A 20,083-nucleotide genomic window follows, 5' to 3' on the forward strand; every position below is an offset into this window, starting at 1 on the left:
GCTCACTGGGGAGTGAACGCCATGAAGTCTGGGCTGCTTGCGTCGGCGTGCGCCGTCGCGCTCGTCGCGTTTTCGACAACACCGGTGCTGGCTCAAGAGGCCGGCGCGGATCAGGGGAGGGGCGACCGCAAGGACGCCGAACTGGTGGGAGAAGTCGTCGTCACCGCCACCCGCCGCCCCGAGAAGCTGCAGGACGTGCCGCTCAGCGTCACCGCCTTCGACCAGAAGGAGCTGACCGCCAAGGGCATCGTCGGCTACGAGGGCCTGGCCCGCCAGACGCCGGGCGTGGTGCTGAACCGCGCCACCGCCAACTTCAACAATTTCACCGCGCGCGGCATCGCCACCAACGGCTATGGCGCCAACCTGCAGAGCACGGTCGCCGTCTATATCGACGAGCTGCCGATCTCGACCATCGGCAACACCACGGTGCTGGATCCCAACCTGTTCGACGTCGAGCGGGTGGAGTTCCTGCGTGGTCCGCAAGGCACCCTGTTCGGCTCGGGTTCGCTGTCGGGCGCGCTGCGTATCCTGAACAAGGCGCCGAACCTCTCCAGCCGCGAGGGCGCGGCCCTGGTCGATGTCGGCCTGACCGGCTCGGACTCAGTCCGCCAGCGCTACAACGGCATGCTCAACCTGCCGATCATCGAGGACAAGCTGGCCCTGCGCGTGGTCGGCTTCTACCGGCACGAGGAAGGCTATCTCGATAACGTCGGCACGGGCGTCCACAACTCCAACACCCTGGTGAACTGGGGCGGTCGCGCGAACCTGATGTGGAAGCCCAACGACCGCCTGACGGTGAAGGCGCTGTTCTCGTACGAGGACAGCAACCCCAAGGACTCGTCGATGATCAGCCCGTCCCTGGGCCGCGAGAAGCGGATCTCGGACCGGCCCGACCTGTTCGTCGGCAAGTTGCGCACGCACAATGTCACCATCGACTACCAGTTCGACGGCGCGCGACTGACCAGCTCGTCGACCTATTCCAAGTTCGACCAGAAGTTCTTCGTCGACCTGGCCGGCACCTTCGGCGGCGGCGTGGCCTTCGCGCTGGACGCGGGCGGTTTCCAGAAGACCTTCGTCGAGGAGGCGCGGCTGGCGTCGGATCCGGGCGGCAAGGTCGACTGGGTGGTTGGCGGCTTCTACATGGATCGCCGGCTGGACGTGGACTACTTCTACCGCTCCAACCCGGCCTTCCTGATCTCGCATGGCATCACCGGCCTGCCGGACGAGTACTATCAGCGCCAGTACACCCACTTCCTGTCGCACGAGAAGGCGGCCTTCGGTCAGTTGACCTACCGCTTCAGCGACAAGGTCTGGGCCACCGGCGGCATCCGCTACGGCAAGGTCGACAGCCAAGGCTTCACCGAGGCCGGCGGCTATACCAGCGCCTATCTCACCTACGCCCTGCTGGGCATCCGAGGGCCTCTGGCCCTGACCCCCTTCACGGCGGCGACAGGCGTCAAGGCGACGGGCAGCAAGCCGTCGTTCAAGGTCAGCCTGTCGTACAAGCCCTCGTCGGCGCTGACGACCTACGCCACGGTCTCGACGGGCTTCCGCACCCCGGTGGTCAACGGCTTCGCCGGCCGGCCCAGCCTGGTCAATCCGAATGACCTGATCATCCCGAATGGCGCCTCGTCCGACGACCTGACCAACTACGAGCTGGGCGCCAAGGGGCGGTTCCTGAATGGTCTGGTCTCGGCCAATGTCGCCGTCTACCTGATCGACTGGAGCAACATCCAGGTCCAGGCCAACCGCGTCTCCGACAGTGTCCAGTTCGCCACCAATATCGGCGCGGCGCGCAGCAAGGGTATCGAGCTGGAGCTGCTGGCCTTCCCGGCCAAGGGCCTGACCATCGGCCTGAACGGTTCGCTGAACGAGGCCAAGGTCACCGACCTGACCCCGGCCGAGGCGGCGATCTCGGGCGCGGTCGCCGGCGCGCGGCTGGCCTCGCCCAAGGTGCAGGGCTCGCTGTTCGTCAACTACGGCTGGGACCTGACGCCGACGGCCAAGGCCAACCTGTCGGTCTCGCTGCAGCATGTCGGCTCGTATCCGGGCTCGTTCCCGCACGTGCCAGGCCAGCCGACCGTGACCAGCCCGACCTACGGCTTCACGGACTCGTACCAGAACGTCAACGCCACCTTCGCCGTGGCCATGGGCCAGACCACGATCGGGGCCTATGTCGAGAACCTCTTCGACGACCACTCGATCACCTATGTCCACCCCGAAGCCTTCCTCGCCAGCCGGTTCGCCACCATGCGGCCGCGCACGGCCGGGGTGCGGCTGGGCTATGCGTTCTAGGGGGGCGGTGATGAGCAAGCGTCTTCTCGTCTCGGCCCTTGCGGTTCTGGCGCTCGCGCCGGCCGCCTATGCCGAGCCCGTCATCAAGGCTCCGGCCGGCGCCGTTCGTGGCGTCGAGGCAGGCGGTCTCCAGGTGTTCAAGGGCATCCCGTACGCCGCCCCGCCCGTGGGCGCATTGCGCTGGAAACCTCCGGTCGCTGCGCCGGCCTGGACGGGTGTGCGCGACGCGCTCGACTTCGGCCCTGCCTGTCTGCAGCCCAAGCCGCGTCCGGGCAGCATCTACGCCTCGCCGCTGAAGGCGTTCAGCGAGGACTGCCTGTCGCTGAACGTCTGGACGCCTCAAAACACACGGGGCAAGGCCAAGAAGGCCCCGGTGCTGGTCTGGATCCACGGCGGCTCGCTAATCGCCGGGTCCAGCGCCGAGGGCATGTACGACGGCGCGGCCCTGGCCAAGCAGGGCGTCGTGGTCGTCTCGATCAACTACCGCCTGGGCGTCCTGGGCTACATGGCCCACCCGGAACTCAGCGCGGAGTCGCCCGATCATGTCTCGGGCAACTACGGCCTGCTCGACCAGATCGCGGCCCTGAAGTGGGTGAAAGCCAACATCGCCGCCTTCGGAGGCGACCCCGGCAACGTCACCATCGCCGGGGAGTCGGCCGGGGCGCTCAGCGTCATGTACCTGATGGCCTCGCCGCCGGCGCGCGGACTGTTCCACAAGGCTATCGCCCAGAGCGCCTACATGGTCTCGACCCCGCAGCTGCGCGATCCGAAGTTCGGCCACATCCCGGCCGAGACCATGGGCGCGGCCACCGCCGCCAAGCTGGGCGCCAAGAGCCTGGCCGAGCTGCGGGCCATGGACGCCGAGACCATCACGACCTCGGCCCTGCTGGCCGGCTTCCAAACCTTCGGCGCGGTCGATGGCAAGATCCTGCCCAAGCAACTGGTCGACACGTTCGACGCCGGCGAGCAGGCCCACGTGCCGATCCTGGCCGGCTTCAACAGCGGCGAGATCCGCTCGCTGCGCTTCCTGGCCCCGCCGCCGCCGGCCGATGCGGCGGCCTATGAGAAGGAAATCCGCGCCCGCTACGGCGACCTCGCGGACGATTTCCTGAAGCTTTATCCGTCTACGGATGTTCCCGAAAGCGTGCTGCTCGCCCCGCGCGACGCTCTCTACGGCTGGACCTCCGAGCGGCTGGTCGCCAAACAAACGGCGGCTGGGTCGCAGGGCTATCTCTACTACTTCGACCACGGCTATCCGGCGGCCGAGGCGGCGGGTCTGCACGGCTTTCACGCCAGCGAGCTGCCCTATGTCTTCGGCACGCCCGACAAGACGCCGCCGGCCTGGCCGAAGAACCCCGACACGCCGGCCGAAGCCAAGCTGTCGGCGGCCATGATCGGCTACTGGACGTCGTTCGCTCGTGATGGCGTCCCCGCAGCGAAGGGCGAGCCCGCCTGGAAGCCCTACGGGACCGCGCGCGCCTACATGACCTTCGCCGAAGGTCCCCAGCCTGGCGCGCACCTGCGCCCGGGCATGTACGAACTCAACGAGACCGTCATGTGCCGACGCCGCGCCCAGGGCGACACGCCCTGGATCTGGAACGTCGGCGTGGTCTCACCCCCAATGCCTCCCGGAGTTACCCAGTGTCGATGATTGACGGCGAGATGCAGGCGTTCGCCCTGACGCTCGAAAAGTTCCTGGACCATGCCGCCAAGTGGCGATCGAACGGGGAGGTGGTGACCGGCCGCGAGGACGGGCGGATCGATCGGATCACCTATGCGGACCTGCGCGACCGCGCCCTGCGGGTCTCGTCCGTGCTGGAAGGCCTGGGCGTGAAGACCGGCCATCGGGTCGCGACCCTGGCCTGGAACAGCCAGGACCATGTCGAGGTCTGGTTCGCGATCATGGGCATGGGCGCGGTCTGCCACACGCTGAACCCGCGCCTGACCGCCGAGCAACTGGCCTCGATGGTGGTGCAGTCGGAGGCCGACATCCTGATCGCCTCGGCCGACCTGGCGCCGCTGGCGCGCAAGATCATGGACGCCGCGCCCGGCGTGACGAAGCTGCTGGTCATCGACGGCGAAGCGGCCGAGGGCCAGACCCTGGCGCCGCTGGTCGACGCCGAGACGCGCCGCGCCGTCTGGGGCCAGTTCGATGAGACCGCGCCCTGCGGCCTCTGCTTCACCTCCGGCACCACCGGCGCGCCCAAGGGCGTGACCTACACCCACCGCTCCAGCTACCTGCACACCCTGCGGGTCCTGCAGGTCGACGGCATGGCGATCTCGGGCGCGGACGCGGTGCTGGCCGTGGTGCCGATGTTCCACGCCAACGCCTGGGGCCTGCCGTTCGCCACGCCGGCCGTCGGAGCCAAGCTGGTCTTGCCCGGCCGCAACGCCGACGGCGCCAGCCTGGCCCGCCTGATCGCCGCCGAGAATGTCACGGTCTGCGTGGGCGTGCCCACGGTGTGGCTCGGCCTGATCGAGCACCTGGAGGCTACCGGCGAGACCCTGCCGTCGCTGAAGCGGATCATCGTCGGCGGCGCGCCGATGCCGCCGGCCCTGATGGAGCGCATCGAGCAGCGCCTGGGCGTGCGCGTCCAGACCAGCTGGGGCATGACCGAGCTGTCGCCTTGCGGCACGCTGGCGCCGCTCAGCGCCCCGGCAGAGGCGGCGGTCTCGGGCCGTCCGGCGGTGGGCGTCGACCTGCTGCTGACCGACGCCGACGGCGTGGCCTTGCCGCAGCAGCGCGACGTCGAGGGCCATCTGCGGGTGCGCGGGACCTCGGTGATCGAGCGTTATTTCGGCTTCGAGACCTCGGCCACCGACGCCAACGGCTGGTTCGCCACGGGCGACTTGGCGCGCATCGACGCCGAGGGCAATCTGATCATCACCGGTCGCGCCAAGGACCTGATCAAGTCCGGCGGCGAGTGGATCAATCCGGCCGAGATCGAGGCGGTGGTCTGCGCGCTGCCCGAAGTGTCCCTCGCCGCCGTGATCGGCCGCACCCATCCCAAGTGGGGCGAGCGGCCGATCCTGCTGGTCGAAACGCAGGGCGAGGTCAGCGACGAGGTCCTGCTGGCGTCACTGCGTGGCCGCGTGGCCAGCTGGTGGATCCCGGACGCGGTCTTCCGCCTGGATCGCATGCCTCTGGCGTCGACCGGCAAGATCGACAAAATTCGGCTGAGGTCGGAGTACGGCGCGGGCTGACGCCCCGCCGGTCCGCAACGAATGGAAGTCCAAGTGTCCGAAGCCCAGCCGCGCCGCCGCAACACCAAGGCCGAACAGCGCGCCGAGAAGATGGAGCAGATCCTCGACGCGGCCGAATACCTGTTTTCCAAGCACGGGCTGCACGGCGTCACGCTGAAGGATGTCGCCAAGATGGTCGGCGTGCACCACACGCTGATGAACTACTACTTCGACGACAAGAAGACCCTGTTCGATGCGGTCTTCGCGCGGCGGGCGGTGATCACCAGCGAGCGGCGGATGCGGGCGTTGGAGGACTACGAGACGGCCTGCGCGGGCAAGCCGACGGTGGAGGGCGCCTTGCGCGCCTTCCTCGACACCGACCTGGATCTCTATATCGAGGGTGGGGAGGGCTGGAAGAACTACGCCGCCCTCGGCGCCCAGGTGGCCAACACGCCCGAGTGGGGCGCGGACCTGATGGACCAGCACTTCGATCCTGTCGTGCTGCGCCTGATCGACCTGCTCAAGCGGGCGCTGCCTGACTGCGCCGAGGCCGACATCTTCTGGGGCTACCACTTCGTCACCGGGGCGCTGATGCTGACCCTGGCCCGCACGGGGCGGATCGACAAGCTGTCGGGCGGGGTCTGCCGCTCGGACGACTTCCATGCCGTGAAGGAGCGGATGGCCGCGTTCATGGCCGCCGGCTTTTTGTCGGTGTGCGGCCGCAAGGGGGCGCCGGCCTAGTTTCCAAGCGCCTCCGCTCAGGCGGAGCTGCATTCAAAACATTCACTGTCGAGTTAGTGAAGAATTGTGCGAACCTTGTTTCGCGAAACGAGAAGGGGATTTTCGATGTTGCTCGAAGGACGTGTCGCCATCGTCACCGGCGCGGGCGGCGGCCTGGGCCGCGCCCACGCGCTGTATCTGGCCAGCCAGGGCGCCAAGGTGGTCGTCAACGACCTGGCCCAGGAGGTGGCTGATCGCGTCGCCGCCGAGATCGCGGCCCTGGGCGGCGCGGCGATCGGCGTGGCGGCTTCGGTCACCGACGAGGCCGCCGTGGCCCAGATGGTCGAGCAGGTCGTGGCCCGCTGGGGTCGGGTCGACATCCTGATCAGCAACGCCGGCATCCTGCGCGACAAGACCTTCGCCAAGATGAGCCTGGATGACTTCCGCCTGGTGTCGACGTGCACCTGATGGGCGCGGCGGTCTGCGCCAAGGCCGTGTGGGGCATCATGCGTGAGCAGGGTTATGGCCGCATTGTCCTGACGACCTCGTCCTCGGGCCTGTACGGCAATTTCGGCCAGGCCAACTACGGCGCGGCCAAGATGGCGCTGGTGGGCCTGATGCAGACCCTGGCCATCGAGGGCGAGAAGTACAATGTCCGGGTCAACTGCCTGGCCCCGACGGCCGCGACCGGCATGACCGAGGGTGTGCTGTCGGAAGAGAGCCTGCAGCGCCTGAACCCGGCCCTGGTCAGCCCGGGCCTGCTGGCCCTGGTCGCCGACGACGCCCCGACGCGCGCCATCCTGTGCGCCGGCGCCGGCCACTTCGCGACGGCCAACATCACCCTGACCGAGGGCCGCTACATTGGCGGCACCGCCGACGCGGGCGAGCAGGTCATCCGCCTGTGGGACGGCGTGGCTGATCGCAAGGACGAGATCGTGCCGGCCTACGGCTTCACTCAGGCCGAGCGCGAAGTCGCCAGCGCGGGCCTGATGAGCAAGGTCGCGGGAGGCCGCGCGTGATGCGTCAGGCCGTCATCGTCTCCACGGCGCGCACGCCGATCGGTCGCGCCTATCGCGGGGCCTTCAACGACACTCCGTCGCCGACCTTGGCCGCCCACGCCCTGACCCATGCGGTCGAGCGCGCGGGCGTTGATCCGGGCGAGGTCGAGGACTGCATCCTCGGCTGCTCGCTGCCGCAGGGCTATCAGCAGACCATCGGCCGCACGGCGGCGCTGCGGGCCGGTCTGCCGGTCACCGTGCCGGGCATGACGATGGATCGCCAGTGCTCCTCGGGCCTGATGACCATCGCCACGGCCGCCAAGCAGATCATCGTCGACCGCATGGACGTGATCGTGGCCGGCGGCGTGGAGTCGATCTCGCTGGTCCAGACGCCGGAGTTGCGCGTCGACCAGGATCCCGGCCTGCTGGCCCTGCACGCTGACGCCTACATGCCGATGCTGGACACGGCCGAGACGGTCGCGGCCCGCTACGGGATCACGCGCGAGGCTTGCGACGTCTATTCGGCGGCCTCGCAGTACCGCGCCGCCGCGGCCCAGCAGACCGGCCGTTTCGACGCCGAGCTCGCGCCGATGACGGCGACCATGAAGGTGGTCGACAAGGCCACGCAGGAGGTCTCGCAGCGTGAGATCACCCTGGATCGCGACGAAGGCGTCCGTCCCGAGACGACGCTGGAAGGCCTCGCCGCGCTGAAGGCCGTTCGGCCAGGCGGCGTGGTCACGGCGGGGAACGCCAGTCAGCTGTCGGACGGCGCCTCGGCCTGTGTTGTCATGGAGGCAGGTCTAGCCGAGAAGCGCGGCCTGGCGCCGCTGGGCCGCTATGTCGGCATGGCCGTCGCGGGGACCAAGCCGGACGAGATGGGCATCGGCCCGGTCTTCGCCATCCCGAAGTTGCTGGAGCGCTTCGACCTGTCGATCGACGACATCGGCCTGTGGGAGCTGAACGAGGCCTTCGCCTGTCAGGTCCTCTATTGCCGCGACCATCTGGGCATCCCGGACGAGCTCTTGAACGTCAACGGCGGGGCGATCGCCATGGGTCATCCTTACGGCATGTCGGGCTCGCGTCTGGTCGGCCACGCGCTGATCGAGGGCAAGCGCCGCGGCGCCAAGCACGTGGTCGTCACCATGTGCGTCGGCGGCGGCATGGGCGCGGCGGGGCTGTTCGAAGTCCTTTGATCGGATAGCGCGCCGTCAGAGCGCGCGGGGGAGAGAACCATGGCCCACACGCGGCTGCCTTCGGGCTCGTCGATCATCAAGATCGCCGTGACGGCTTCGGCCGGCGCGGCGATCGAGTGGTACGACTTCTTCATCTACGGGACCGCTGCGGCGCTGGTGTTTCCCAAGCTGTTCTTCCCCGCCGACCTGCCGCCGTTCGTGGCCCAGATCGCGGCGTTCAGCACCTTCGCGGTCGGCTTCCTGGCCCGGCCGATCGGCGGCCTGCTGTTCGGCCACTTCGGCGACCTGTTCGGTCGCAAGCGGGCCCTGGCCGTGGCGCTGCTCATCATGGGCGCGGCAACCACCTGCGTGGGCCTGTTGCCGACCTACGCGGCGGCCGGCGTCCTGGCGCCGCTGCTGCTGGTGCTGTTGCGCTTCGTCCAGGGGCTGGCCGTCGGCGGACAGTGGGGCGGGGCGGCTTTGCTGGCGATCGAGAGCGCGCCGCCGGGCAAGCAAGGCTTCTACGGCAGCTTCGTGCAGATCGGCGTGCCGCTGGGCGTCGTTTTGGCCAATGTCGTCTTCCTGCTGGCGGGCGTGCTGCTGCCGGCCGATCATTTCCTGGACTGGGGCTGGCGCGTCCCGTTCCTGCTGAGCGTGGCCCTGGTGCTGATCGGGCTTTACGTCCAGTTCGCGCTGGAGGAGCCGCAAGCCCCCAAGGTCGAGACCGACCAGCCCAAGGCGCCGCCGCTGGTGCGGATCCTCAAGGAGCACCTGGGCGACGTGCTGCTGGCCGGCGGCGCGTTCGTGGCTAACAACGTCTGCTTCTACGTCGCCATCACCTATGCGGTGGCCTATGGCGCGACCACCGTCGGGGTCGCCAAGGAGACCATGCTGTCGGCGGTGATGATCGGCAGCGTGGTGATGGTGCCCGTGCTGATCGCCTGCGGCGCGGCCTCGGACCGCTACGGGCGGCGCGGCATCTTCATGCTGGGCGCGGTGTTGTGTGGCCTGTGGGCCTTCGCCATGTTCCCGCTGATCGACACCGGCTCGCCGCTGGCCATTACCGTGGCGATCTCGGTGGCGCTGGTGCTGATCAGCCTGATGTACGGACCCCAGGCGGCGTTGTTCGCCGAGCTGTTCCCGGTCGAGGTTCGCTACTCCGGCGCCTCGCTGGGCTACCAGATCGGCTCGGTGTTCGGCGGTGGCTTCGCGCCGATCATCGCCACGGCGCTGTTCGAGCGCTTCCGCTCCAGCGGATCGATCGCGGTCTACATGGCCGCGATGTGCCTGGTCTCGCTGGCCAGCACGTGGATGCTGGCCAGGCGGGCGAAGCGCTAGCCGAGGGCCTTGGCCAGCCGCAGCCACAGCTGCTGGTCGAAGTCCTTGTCCGTCGCCGCCTGGCCCGTGCGCACGACCACCAGCTTGCGGCTGGGCACGACATAGAGGCGGCGGTCCATGAAGCCGAGGGCGGCGACCAGGTCGGCCGGGGCGGCGGGGATCAACTGGCCGGGCGCGCGGACGCCGCCGCTCTTGATCGTCTCGGACCCGCCGTTCAGCCACCACAGGCGGCCATACGCGGGATTGGTCGCCGAGCGCTGGAACAGCGACTTCAAGGCCGCCTCGGAGACGATGCGGCGACCGTCCTTGGCCCTGCCGCCATCCAGCACGATCTGGCCGAAGATGGCGGTGTCGCGCGGCGTGGTCACCAGGCCCGTGGCGTTGCCGACATTGCCCAGGGCGGCCGGCCGCTGGCGCCAGGCGGTGTTGCTCATGCCGGCCGGAGCCGTCAGCCAGTCGCGGGTGATGGTCTCCAGCGAGGCCTTGGCGGTCGCCGCGACCACACGTTTGGTCACCGCATAGACGGGGGTGTTGTAGAAGAACCGGTCGCCGGGCGGGGCCACGAAAGCAAAGCCCTCGTTCAGGCCCGAGGACATGGTCAGCAGGTGGATCACCCGGATCGCCTGCTCCTGCTCCGGAGCGGCTTTGGACCAGCCCTTGCCGACATAGTCCGAGACCGGTTTGTCGACGTCGATCAGGCCCTTGTCGATGGCTGCCGCGACCAGCATGGCCACGAAGCTCTTCTGCTGCGAGGCGACGTCCTCCAGCAAGGCGCCGTCGGACGCCGTCCCGTAGGTGAAAGCCTGGCGGAAGGCGTCGGCGTCGGCGGGCAGGGGCCAGTTCTTCTCGACCAGGGTCTTGCGATCCTGGACGATCAGGAAGCCGGTGGTGTTCTGACCTTGCACGTAGTCCAGCACAGGCTGGAAGTCGGGCGCCGCCAGGGCAGGGGAAGCGGCCAGGACGCCCGCGCCGGCGAGCACGGCGCGGCGGGAAATCGCGAACGTCATGTCGGTGTCCTTCTAGGCTTTGCGCGCCCGCGCGGGCCGGGTGTCCTCGGCGGGCATCATGCCCTGGCCGCGCGAGATCATCAGGCGCATGGCCTCGTTCTGCATGTGATAGAGGATGTTGCGCGCGCCCTCGGCGGCCATGGCCCCGTCGCGCTTGGCCAGGCCCGCGCGCACCACGCGCCAGTGGTTGAACGGCGCGCCGCCGGCGCTCTCGGCCAGGCTGACATAGGAATAGTGCCAACGGGTCTTGCGGCGGATCGACTCGATCATCTTCTGGGCGTCGGCGCTGGAGACGCTGGCCAGGCGGCTGAAGATGTCCTCGCTGAGATGGATCAGGTCCTCGGCCGAGGCGCCGGTCTCGTAGTCCGACAGCAGCTTGTCGACCAGCTCCAGGGTCTCGGCCATGTGCTTGGGCGTGGCGCGGATGCAGGCGAAGCGTGCAGCGCAGCCATAGAGGGCGGCGCGCACCTCGTAGAGGTCGAACACTTCCTGCACGGTCGTGGCCGCCACATAGGCCCCGCGGTTTTCTTCGATCACCACCAGGCCGTCATCGGCCAGGATGCGCAGCGCCTTGCGAGCGATCGAGCGGCCCACGCCAAATTCGTTGCAGATCCGCGCTTCGCGCAGCCACTCACCTGGGGAAATGACGTCGTCCTGGATCTGGCGACGCAGCGAGGCCGCGAGGTCGACAGCGCCGGGCGGGTCTTGGACTTCAGGCATGGAGACGAGGGCCTCAGGAAAAACGGTGACGGTCATTCTGGCGCTTCGAATGGGATCCGGAAAGTCGGACTGGCTTAAACCCTACGGTATTGATAGAAATTCGGATCAGCGATCCAGAGAATATTGTTCAACAATCTATCTAGCATCGTCGTACCGTCTGTGTATCCTTTTTATCAACGGCGCACAAAAGCGTCAGAAGGAGGGGGGTATGCGACAGCTATTTTTGTCCGCAGCGTCAATTTCGCTCGCGGTTGCATCTTCGGCGGCGGCTCAGACGAGCAGAGCGCCCGACACCATCCAGGCGATCGAGGAGATCGTCGTCACCGCGCAGCGCAAGGAAGAGAGCCTCAAGGACGTTCCGGCGACGATCTCGGCCGTGACCGCCGAGCAGCTGGACGCCATGGGGCCGACCACCAGCACCGGCGATCTTCTGCGCACCATGCCGGGCGTGCGGTTCAACGACCTGCAGTCCAACAATCTGAGCGAAATCTCGATCCGGGGTTCGGGCACCCAGCGCGCCACGGGCGCGGACTCGGGCGTCGGTTTGTTCGTCAACGGCGCCTATGTGGGCTCCAGCACCCTGGGCGGCCGCAACTTCCGCCACATGGACTATTTCGACCTGGAGCGGGTCGAGGTGCTGGAGGGGCCGCAGGGGGCGCTGTACGGGCGCAACTCCGAATACGGCGTGGTCAACATCGTCTCGGCCAAGCCGAAGTTCAACGACAGCGGCTATATCAGCGCCAACTACACCGGCGACCTGCAGCAGACCAAGCTGACCGCCGTGATCAACGAGAAGGTCACCGACGAGGTCGCCGTCCGCGTCGGCGTCCAGGGCATCAGCCAGGGCAAGGGGTTCTTCTACAACCCCAACAGCGACAAGTACTACGACCACACCGACGGCTGGATCTTCCGCGGCCAGGTTCGCTACCGCAAAGGTCCGCTGGACGTCACCTTCCTGGTCGATGCCCAAGACCTGAACCTGCCCAGCTTCCTGAACACCTATGTGCTGCCGCCGGGCGTCAACACCGCGATCCCGCAGGGGCTGACCCAGGATCGCTTCGTGATCCCGCACGATGGCAAGGACGGCGTCCACCAGAGGGCCCAGCGGGCCATGATTCTGGCCGACTACGACCTGGGCTGGGGCAAGCTGACCTCGACCACCATGGCCACGCACTGGATCTCGCGGCAGGACTACGCGGCGGCGATCGACTTCGCCAAGGAGTCCGAACTGCAGCGCAGCGGCCAGCTGGGCCTCTACCCCTTCGGCCAGACCTCGACGGTGGCCAAGGACCGCACCTTCTACCAGGACTTCCACCTGGCCGGGCAGGCGCTGAACGGCAGCGTCGACTGGCTGGCGGGCGCCGACTACCTGATCCAGCATGACCTGAACGGCACCGACACGGCGACATCGCCCTGCACGTTCCGCCTGAACGCGGGCATCTGCACGGGCACGCCCAATCAGCCGCAGTGCTATCTGCCGACGCCGACCTCGACGGCCTGTCCCGCGATCTTCCCGGCCGCCTTCGGCACCTCGGCCCGCGCGCCGCTGCGCAACGAGTCGATCTCGGGCTACGGCCTTGTCCGCTACCGCACCGGCAACTTCACCTTCGCCGGCGAGCTGCGCTATTCGCACGACAAGAAGAAGGCCAGCCAGGAGACGGTGCTGCTGTACACCAGCATCCCGGCCTCGCCGCGCGCGGCCTATGTCTTTGGCGCCGACCGGACGAACTACACCCTGACGGCCAGCTATCGGATCCCTGGACCGATGCAGTCGCTGGTCTACGCCAAGGTCGGCACCGGCTATCGCGCGGGCGGCGTCAATGCCCGCACCTCGTCGCCAGCCGCGCCGAACCCGTTCCGCTCCACCTACGACAACGAGGATACGACCAGCTACGAGGTCGGGTTCAAGGGCAATCTGGCGCGCAACATCTATCTGCGGCTGGCGACCTATCGTTCGACCACGGACAACGCGATCACCTCGATCACCGACGGCTGCACGGTGCTGAACGCCTGCCAGCGGGCGGGCACGATCTTCAACATCAACGGCGGCACCGTTCATGCGCGCGGCGTCTCGGCCGCGATCGACGGCCGCTTCCACATCGCCGACGGCCTGCTCAGCGTCAGCGTCAACGGCGCGCGTCAGCGGGCCCGCTACGTCGAGACGCCGAACAACTATTCGGGCCTGCCTGTGGTCGGCTCGTCGGTCGCCCAGATCCCGAACTGGACGGCCTCGGCCACGGTCGACTACCGTCGCCGCATCACCGAGAAGGTCACGGGCTTCGGCAACGTCACCTACAACGCCCAGGATGGCGGGGTGCAGGACACCGTGACGGTGGCGACACCGGCGATCTATCTGCGCCCGGTCGACCTGATCAGCCTGCGGGCCGGGGTCGACATCGGCAAGATCCAGGCGGCGGTGTTCGTCCAGAACCTGGCGGACAAGACCATCGCCCTCTTGCAGTTCCAGAACGCCGGCGCTCCGCTGGCCAATCGCTACAACGCGCCCCGGACCATCGGGGCCAACGTGACCTACCGCTGGTAAGGGAGATCGGCATGAAGGCCTCGCGGCGGGATCTTTTGGTAGGGGCGGGCGTGCTCGCGGCGGCGTCTCAGGCGAGGGCGGCTTCGGCCGCTCCGCCGCAGGACGCGGCCTGGTTCCAGGCCGTGCTCGAGCGGTTCGCCGGCTTCGGGGTGAAAGCCTCGGGCGGGGCGGGGGACACCGCTAGCGGCGCGTGGCTGGAGGGCGACCTGAACGCCCTCGGCTATCGCTGCGAGCGCCAGGTCTTCGACGTGCCTTATGCCGAGGTCCGCAAGGCGACCCTGGTTGTCGGCGACAAGGCGGTAACCGTCTTCCCGCAGGCGATCGTCAAGACCACCGGCGCGGACGGCCTGACCCTGCCGATCAAGCCGGCCGGCGCGAGCGGCAGCCTGGACGGGGCGATCGCCCTGGTCGTGCTGCCGTTCAGCCGTTGGGTCAGCATGGCCCAGCCGGCCATCGGTACGGCCCTGAAGGACGCCTTCGATCGTGGCGCGGCGGCAGCGGTCGTCGTCACCACCGGTCCGACCGGCGAGGTGATTGGCCTCAATGTCAGTCCGTCGCAGCCCGGCTTCCAGAAGCCGGTCGTGCTGCTGGCGCCGAAGGACGCCGCGCCGTTCGTCGCCGCCGCCAAGACTGGAGCGACGGTGACCCTGACCGTCGACGCCGAGGTCGGTCGGCGGCCGGCCTACAACCTGGTCGCTCGCCTCAATCGCGGCGCGGCCAAGACCCTGATCGTCACGACGCCGCGCTCGGGCTGGTTCACCTGCGCCGCCGAGCGTGGGGCCGGCGTGGCGGTGTGGCTGTCGCTGGCCCATGCTTTGGCTGAGGCCAAGCCCGGCGTGAACCTGGAATTCGTCGCCACCAGCGGCCACGAATACATCTATCTGGGCGGCGAGCAGTATCTGGAGCATCACGCGCCCAAGCCCGCCGACACCAAGCTGTGGTGTCACATCGGCGCCAGCGCGGCCGCGCGGGACTGGCACGAGCTGGCCACCCTGCGGCCGCTGCCCAGCGCCGACAGCCAGCGGGTGCTGACCGCGACGCCGGACCTGATCGCGCCGACCAAGGCCGCGTTCAAGGGGCTGAACGGCCTGGAAGCAGTCTATGAGGCCAACAAGTCCAATGCCGGCGGCGAGCTGGTGAACGTGATCGAGGCCGGCTACCCGTCGGCGATCGGGCTCTATGGCGGTCACCGCTTCTTCCATACGGCGGGCGACGACATGCGGTGCGTATCGGGGGAGCTGGTGCTGCCGGTCGCCAAGGCGTTCCGGACAGCGATCGATGCGGCGTTGAAGGCCTAGGCCGGCTTCTGCGCGGCCTTGGCGGCCTGGAAGCCGGGGCGGGCGGCCAGGCGATCCCAATAGGCCGCGACCTCCGGGCTGAACTTGTGCGAGAGGCCCAGGTCGCGGGCCAGCAGCAGAGCGTAGCCGACGCAGATGTCGGCCATGGTGAAGCGTCCGGCGCACAGCCACTCGCGGTCAGCCAGGGCGCGGGTCAGGTGGCGCAGGCGCGACAGGAACCACTGGGTGTAGTCGTCGGCGGCCTGCTTCAGCCGACGTTCCTCCGGCTCCAGCTGGGTGTAGCGCAGCACGATCGTCTGCGGGAACGTCAGGGTCGCCTCGCTGCGATGCAGCCAGTCCAGCCACAGGCCGTAGTCCGGCTCTTCGACCCCGACGGCCAATGGCGAGGGACCGTGGCGCGTGGCCAGGTACTGTGGAATGGCGGCGCTCTCGGTCATGCGCACGTCGCCGTCGATCATCAGCGGGATGGTGCCCAGAGGGTTCTGCTCCAGATATTCCGGCTGCAGGATGCGGGGCGGGAAGGGCAACAGGTGCAGGCGATAAGGCAGGCCCATCTCTTCCAGCGCCCACAGCGCGCGGAACGAACGAGCGTCATGGCAGTGATAGAGCTCGATCATCCCGGGCCTCCCCCAAAGTGCGACCCACACGAGATCGCTGGATGATTGTTGAACAATCATTCCATTATTGATCAACGAAAATCTTGCCGCCGAAGCGAAGCGGCCATACGCTTGTATCAAACAACAAGATCGGGGAGAGCGCGATGAAGATCAAATCGCCAGAAAAGCACGGTTTCGACGCGAGCCGCCTGAACTTCGTCGATGCGTTCCTGAAGGAGCGCTACATCGACTCGGGCAAGCTGCCGCACGCCCAGCTGCTGATCAGCCGCGACGGCGAAGTCGTCCACTTTAGCAGCCAGGGCCAGGCGCGCGAGGGCTCGGACAAGGCGATCGATGAAGGTTCGCTGTTCCGCATCGCCAGCATGACCAAGCCGGTCACCTCGGTCGCCTTCATGATGCTGGTCGAGCAGGGCAAGGTCGCGATCGACACGCCCGTCAGCCATGTCCTGCCCGAGTTCAAGGGCGTCGGCGTCCATGCGGGCGGCGGCGGCGACGCGCCGTTCATGACCAGGCCCACGGCCGAGCCGATGCGCATGCTGGATCTGCTGCGCCACACCTCCGGTCTCACGTACGGCTTCCAGAACCGCACCAATGTTGACGCCGCCTATCGCAAGGGCAAGATCGAGGACTGGCACGACAATCTCGACCTGGACGGCTTCGTCGGCGCGCTGGGCAAGCTGCCGCTGGAGTTCTCGCCGGGCGAGGCCTGGAACTATTCGGTGTCGACCGACGTGCTGGGCGCGGTCGTCCAGCGGGTGTCGGGCATGCCGCTGGACCAGTTCTTCGCCGAGAACATCTTCAAGCCGCTGAAGATGCACGACACCGGCTTCGTCGTGCCGAGCGACAAGGCCGATCGCCTGACCGACTGCTGGATCTGGAAAGGCCCTGACCAGCCGCGCGGCATCCTGGATCGCGCCGAGGAAAGCGCCTGGCGCAAGCAACCCAAGCTGCTGTCGGGCGGCGGCGGCCTGGTCTCGACCGCCCTGGACTATCACCGCTTCTGCCAGATGTGCGCCAATGGCGGCGAGCTGGACGGCGTCCGTATCCTGGGACGCAAGACGCTGGAGCTGATGACCCTGAACCACCTGCCAGGCAAGGGCGACCTGGCCACGCAGTCGCGCTCGCTGTTCAGCGAGACCCAGAACGCCGGCACCGGCTTTGGCCTGGGCTTCGCCGTCACCCAGGATCCCACACGCGCGATGATCCCGGGTTCGGTCGGCGAGTATTATTGGGGCGGGATGTTCTCGACCTCGTTCTTCATCGACCCCGTCGAGAAGCTGCACATGGTGTTCATGACCCAGATGAGCCCGTCGTGGATCTATCCTATCCGCCGGGAGCTGAAGACGCTGATCTACTCGGCCCTGACCTAGCTACTCGGCCGCGTAAACCAGCGGGTGGGTGTGAGCCCACAGGTGGGCGCGATAGGTGTCGAAGCATTGCTCGCCACAGATCAGACGCATGACCGCGCCCTCGGCGATGTGGCGGGCCCGCGAGGGATCCTCCGACACCAGCGGGACCAGGGCCTCGGCGTTCCAGGCCTTGGAGTGCTCGATGTCTAGCTGGGCGTGCAGGGCGAAGTACTTGCGGGCCTCGGGCGAGACGCCGTTGCGCTTGAGGCCCGCATCGACGCAGGCCACTCGGGTGGGGGCGGTCAGCTCGACCACGCCCAGGGCGCCGATCGACTGCCAGACATAGCGCCGCGTCGTGGCGAAGGCGGTCATGACATTGGCCAGGCACAAGGACTGCCACAGGGTGCTGTCGATGGTCGGCGTCAGGCCCAGGGTTTCGGTCGTCCGCGTCAGCATCGGACCGTGCATGCCTTTGGCGCTGCCTCGGCCCATCTCATCCCAATAGTTGCGAGCCAGCTCCAGCTTGGCGCGGTCGGGGACCTTGACCTGGGTCATGGCGACCAGGTCGTCGAAACCGGCCTCGCCAGCCGCTTCCTGGGTCAGGAACCACTTGAGGTCTTCCAGCGAGGCGGCGCCTTCCAGCCAGTCGAACAGCGGATCCCATTGGCCGGGACCGTGTTCCTTCAGCGCCTCGAACCAGGCGATGAAGCCGTCGGCGTCCTGCGGCACGTCCTCGACCAGCGGGGCGATATGGGCGCGGAAGGCTTCGACGAACGCGCCTTCGATCCGGCGCATCCGCAGTTCACGATCCAGATCCTCTCGCCAGCCCTCGCTCGGCGTACTGGGGGCGAGGCGATCATGGTTCCAATGCGCCAGGCCCTTATGCAGGGCCTCGGCGTCGGGAAACTGCGGGCTGAACGCGCCCAGGCGCGAAAGACGTTCGCCACCGTACACGGATGACCTCCCTCATGAGTCCCGCCGGAGGGCGGGGTGGGAAGGCAAACGGCGGATCCGGCGATTGTGTTCCTATGTCGGAAAAACGACGCCGGGTAAGGCCAAGTCTTTGACTAACAAAGGATATGCCTTTGAACTCAGCCCGCGTCGGGCGTGAGCGAGACATCGACCATGATCTCGCCGGAAATGGCCTCCAGCGCCGCCTGGACAGCCTCGGCCTTCAGCGACGGCGGCAGGCGCAGGCGGGCGTCCATGTGGAACAGCGGCGCGCCGGAGTGGGGCTCGACGCTGAGGCGGGTGTCGAAGGCCTCGATATTGGCGTTGATGCCACTGAGGACGCCGGTCACCTGGTGGACGATGCCGGGGCGGTCGCCGCCGACCAGGCTGAATCGGACGACGTCTCCCTCGGTGGCGCCGCTCTCGATCGTCGGCGCGATACGGACTTCCAGGCCCTCGGCGTCTACGGCGCTGACGGCCTCGCGCAGCGCGTCAACGCGGTCGCCGTCCAGCTCGACCAGGACCGAGCCAACATAGAGGCCGCCCAGCTGGCTGAGATGGCTCTCCAGCCAGTTGCCGCCGGCCGACAGCACCGCGCCCGCCAGCGCCTGGGTAAGGCCGGGACGGTCGCTGCCGATGACGCTCAGGATCAAGGTGGCCATGGATCACTCTCTACGAAAGACGGGAGCGAACGAGCCATGCGCGTCCGCCTCCGTCAATCGTGGACCGATGTCAGGCAAGCCGCTTGGGATCGATCATCACGTGGCGGATGCCGCGCCGGTTGACGGTGTAGGTGACGTGCACCTTGCCGTCCTGCGCCTGGATCACGGCGGGATAGGCATAGCCGTCGGGCACGACCTCGGTCTCGAGCGTCAGCACCTCGCGCCAGCTGACGCCATCGTTCGAGATGGCGATGTTCAGCGGCACGCGCGGACCCTTGCCCGGCGAGGTCGGGCGGTGGCCGGCGTGGTTGTAGACCAAGAGCTGGCGGCCGTCGGCCAGGGTCACAGCGTCCGTGCCGGAATTGGGATTAGGCAGGTCGATGGCGGCCAGCGGGCTCCAGGTCTTGCCGTCGTCCTTCGACCAGGTCTGGGCCAGGGCGCCTTGGCGGGTGCGGGCCACGGCCTCCAGCGAACCGTCGGCGTGGAACAGGATGCTGGGCTGAATGGCGTCGACCTTCAGGGGGGAGGGCACGAGATCGGTCTTGGTCCAGGTCTTTCCGCCGTCCTCGCTGCGCTCGAAATAGAGGCTCCAGCCGCCGCCGTCGGCCTTGGTGACGCCTTCGGACTGCTCGACGCTGACGGGCGACAGCCAGGCGCCGCTTTTCAGCACGACAGGCTTGTTCTTGATCGGGCCCAGGATGCCGTCGGGCAGGCGCTCGGGCTTGCTCCAGGTCCTGCCGTCGTCGGCCGAGGTCATGACCATACCCCACCAGTCCTGAGGGCTGGGGCCGACCTTGTAGAACAGGAAGAGCTCGCCGCCGGGCGGTTGGAACAGCACCGGGTTCCAGGTCGGCAGGCGCGGCTTGCCATCGGGCTGGACGCCGTTGGCCAGCTCCTTGGCGTCCTGCCATTTGCCGTCGATATTGCGGGCGAACCAGATGCCGACGTCGGGATGGCGCTCGTGCGTGCCGCCGAACCAGGCCGCCGCCAGGGTTCCGGCCTTGGTCTCGACGATCGTGGAGGCATGCGACTGCGGGTAGGGGGCGTTGGTGTAGACGGGCTGAGAGACCAGGACCGCGCTGGGAGCCGCCTTGGCCGGCGCACCGGCCAGGCTGGCGAGGCCGCCCAGGCCCAGACCGGTCAGCAACGAACGCTTGGAGACGACGGCCATGGGAACCTCACACGCTTAAGGACTTTCGAGAGCTTGCGTTTGCGCTCGAATGCTTCTGGT

15 protein-coding genes and 1 pseudogene are annotated in these 20,083 nt (G+C 67.9%); 10 read left to right on the plus strand and 6 right to left on the minus strand.

Going from position 1 to position 20,083, the window contains the following annotated elements:
- Positions 1 to 21 precede the first annotated feature (21 nt).
- The 7 genes and pseudogenes from AC07NF_RS02405 to AC07NF_RS02435 all read left to right on the plus strand — a co-directional run bounded on the left by AC07NF_RS02405 (position 22) and on the right by AC07NF_RS02435 (position 9,706).
- Positions 22 to 2,295: a TonB-dependent receptor gene (locus AC07NF_RS02405; RefSeq protein ID WP_494631387.1), complete on the plus strand. Its 2,274-nt coding sequence runs from the start codon at positions 22 to 24 to the stop codon at positions 2,293 to 2,295.
- A 10-nt stretch (positions 2,296 to 2,305) separates the two neighbouring features.
- On the plus strand, positions 2,306 to 3,946 hold the full coding sequence (locus tag AC07NF_RS02410; protein ID WP_494631384.1) for a carboxylesterase/lipase family protein: 1,641 nt from the start codon (positions 2,306 to 2,308) through the stop codon (positions 3,944 to 3,946).
- Positions 3,943 to 5,499, plus strand: coding sequence for an AMP-binding protein (locus AC07NF_RS02415; protein ID WP_492811774.1), 1,557 nt, complete (start codon positions 3,943 to 3,945; stop codon positions 5,497 to 5,499). The genes AC07NF_RS02410 and AC07NF_RS02415 overlap by 4 nt, the downstream gene beginning before the upstream one ends.
- A gap of 21 nt (positions 5,500 to 5,520) precedes the next feature.
- Positions 5,521 to 6,219: a TetR/AcrR family transcriptional regulator gene (locus tag AC07NF_RS02420; protein ID WP_492811154.1), complete on the plus strand. Its 699-nt coding sequence runs from the start codon at positions 5,521 to 5,523 to the stop codon at positions 6,217 to 6,219.
- A 105-nt stretch (positions 6,220 to 6,324) separates the two neighbouring features.
- Positions 6,325 to 7,217 (plus strand): annotated as a pseudogene (locus tag AC07NF_RS02425) (SDR family NAD(P)-dependent oxidoreductase).
- Positions 7,217 to 8,389: an acetyl-CoA C-acyltransferase gene (locus AC07NF_RS02430; protein ID WP_494631380.1), complete on the plus strand. Its 1,173-nt coding sequence runs from the start codon at positions 7,217 to 7,219 to the stop codon at positions 8,387 to 8,389. Before AC07NF_RS02425 ends, AC07NF_RS02430 begins: the two are co-directional and overlap by 1 nt.
- A gap of 39 nt (positions 8,390 to 8,428) precedes the next feature.
- Positions 8,429 to 9,706 carry an MFS transporter gene (locus AC07NF_RS02435; RefSeq protein WP_494631378.1) on the plus strand — a complete coding sequence of 426 codons (1,278 nt, stop codon included), beginning with the start codon at positions 8,429 to 8,431 and terminating at the stop codon, positions 9,704 to 9,706.
- Here AC07NF_RS02435 and AC07NF_RS02440 read toward each other — a convergent pair.
- A complete protein-coding gene (locus AC07NF_RS02440; protein WP_494631376.1) occupies positions 9,703 to 10,713 on the minus strand; it encodes a serine hydrolase domain-containing protein in 1,011 nt (336 codons plus the stop codon). The genes AC07NF_RS02435 and AC07NF_RS02440 overlap by 4 nt on opposite strands.
- A gap of 12 nt (positions 10,714 to 10,725) precedes the next feature.
- Entirely contained in the window at positions 10,726 to 11,469 is a 744-nt protein-coding gene (locus tag AC07NF_RS02445) for a GntR family transcriptional regulator (protein ID WP_494631374.1), read from the minus strand.
- 172 nt (positions 11,470 to 11,641) lie between these two features.
- On the opposite strand from AC07NF_RS02445, the gene AC07NF_RS02450 reads away from it, so the two are divergent.
- Positions 11,642 to 13,975 (plus strand): TonB-dependent receptor, encoded by a 2,334-nt coding sequence (locus AC07NF_RS02450; RefSeq protein ID WP_494631372.1) that lies wholly within the window; start codon positions 11,642 to 11,644, stop codon positions 13,973 to 13,975.
- A gap of 11 nt (positions 13,976 to 13,986) precedes the next feature.
- The gene (locus tag AC07NF_RS02455) at positions 13,987 to 15,273 is read left to right on the plus strand and encodes a protease-associated domain-containing protein (protein WP_494631370.1); all 1,287 of its coding nucleotides are present in this window, start codon (positions 13,987 to 13,989) and stop codon (positions 15,271 to 15,273) included.
- Here the strand turns inward: AC07NF_RS02455 and AC07NF_RS02460 are convergent.
- The gene (locus AC07NF_RS02460) at positions 15,270 to 15,890 is read right to left on the minus strand and encodes a glutathione S-transferase family protein (RefSeq protein WP_494631368.1); all 621 of its coding nucleotides are present in this window, start codon (positions 15,888 to 15,890) and stop codon (positions 15,270 to 15,272) included. The genes AC07NF_RS02455 and AC07NF_RS02460 overlap by 4 nt on opposite strands.
- A gap of 143 nt (positions 15,891 to 16,033) precedes the next feature.
- Between AC07NF_RS02460 and AC07NF_RS02465 the strand changes: the two genes are divergently transcribed.
- Positions 16,034 to 17,260, plus strand: a complete 1,227-nt coding sequence (locus tag AC07NF_RS02465) for a serine hydrolase domain-containing protein (RefSeq protein ID WP_494631367.1) — start codon at positions 16,034 to 16,036, stop codon at positions 17,258 to 17,260.
- Here AC07NF_RS02465 and AC07NF_RS02470 read toward each other — a convergent pair whose 3' ends face one another.
- The 3 genes from AC07NF_RS02470 to AC07NF_RS02480 all read right to left on the minus strand — a co-directional run bounded on the left by AC07NF_RS02470 (position 17,261) and on the right by AC07NF_RS02480 (position 20,023).
- A complete protein-coding gene (locus AC07NF_RS02470; RefSeq protein ID WP_494631365.1) occupies positions 17,261 to 18,193 on the minus strand; it encodes an iron-containing redox enzyme family protein in 933 nt (310 codons plus the stop codon). It abuts the gene before it with no gap.
- Positions 18,194 to 18,330: 137 nt separating this feature from the next.
- Positions 18,331 to 18,852, minus strand: coding sequence for a glycine cleavage system transcriptional repressor (locus tag AC07NF_RS02475; RefSeq protein ID WP_494631362.1), 522 nt, complete (start codon positions 18,850 to 18,852; stop codon positions 18,331 to 18,333).
- 70 nt (positions 18,853 to 18,922) lie between these two features.
- Complete coding sequence (locus tag AC07NF_RS02480; protein WP_494631358.1) at positions 18,923 to 20,023, minus strand: sialidase family protein; 1,101 nt, start codon at positions 20,021 to 20,023, stop codon at positions 18,923 to 18,925.
- Positions 20,024 to 20,083 lie beyond the last annotated feature (60 nt).

The organism is Caulobacter sp. GW821-FHT10A06 (assembly GCF_059415805.1).

Bases quoted from the DNA above. Each gene is read 5' to 3' on its own strand.
- AC07NF_RS02460 (WP_494631368.1), bottom strand. From the start codon at position 15,890: ATGATCGAGCTCTATCACTGCCATGACGCTCGTTCGTTCCGCGCGCTG.
- AC07NF_RS02475 (WP_494631362.1), bottom strand. From the start codon at position 18,852: ATGGCCACCTTGATCCTGAGCGTCATCGGCAGCGACCGTCCCGGCCTT.
- AC07NF_RS02450 (WP_494631372.1), top strand. From the start codon at position 11,642: ATGCGACAGCTATTTTTGTCCGCAGCGTCAATTTCGCTCGCGGTTGCA.
- AC07NF_RS02415 (WP_492811774.1), top strand. From the start codon at position 3,943: ATGATTGACGGCGAGATGCAGGCGTTCGCCCTGACGCTCGAAAAGTTC.
- AC07NF_RS02480 (WP_494631358.1), bottom strand. From the start codon at position 20,023: ATGGCCGTCGTCTCCAAGCGTTCGTTGCTGACCGGTCTGGGCCTGGGC.
- AC07NF_RS02410 (WP_494631384.1), top strand. From the start codon at position 2,306: ATGAGCAAGCGTCTTCTCGTCTCGGCCCTTGCGGTTCTGGCGCTCGCG.
- AC07NF_RS02435 (WP_494631378.1), top strand. From the start codon at position 8,429: ATGGCCCACACGCGGCTGCCTTCGGGCTCGTCGATCATCAAGATCGCC.
- AC07NF_RS02420 (WP_492811154.1), top strand. From the start codon at position 5,521: ATGGAAGTCCAAGTGTCCGAAGCCCAGCCGCGCCGCCGCAACACCAAG.
- AC07NF_RS02440 (WP_494631376.1), bottom strand. From the start codon at position 10,713: ATGACGTTCGCGATTTCCCGCCGCGCCGTGCTCGCCGGCGCGGGCGTC.
- AC07NF_RS02445 (WP_494631374.1), bottom strand. From the start codon at position 11,469: ATGACCGTCACCGTTTTTCCTGAGGCCCTCGTCTCCATGCCTGAAGTC.
- AC07NF_RS02405 (WP_494631387.1), top strand. From the start codon at position 22: ATGAAGTCTGGGCTGCTTGCGTCGGCGTGCGCCGTCGCGCTCGTCGCG.
- AC07NF_RS02430 (WP_494631380.1), top strand. From the start codon at position 7,217: ATGCGTCAGGCCGTCATCGTCTCCACGGCGCGCACGCCGATCGGTCGC.
- AC07NF_RS02455 (WP_494631370.1), top strand. From the start codon at position 13,987: ATGAAGGCCTCGCGGCGGGATCTTTTGGTAGGGGCGGGCGTGCTCGCG.
- AC07NF_RS02465 (WP_494631367.1), top strand. From the start codon at position 16,034: ATGAAGATCAAATCGCCAGAAAAGCACGGTTTCGACGCGAGCCGCCTG.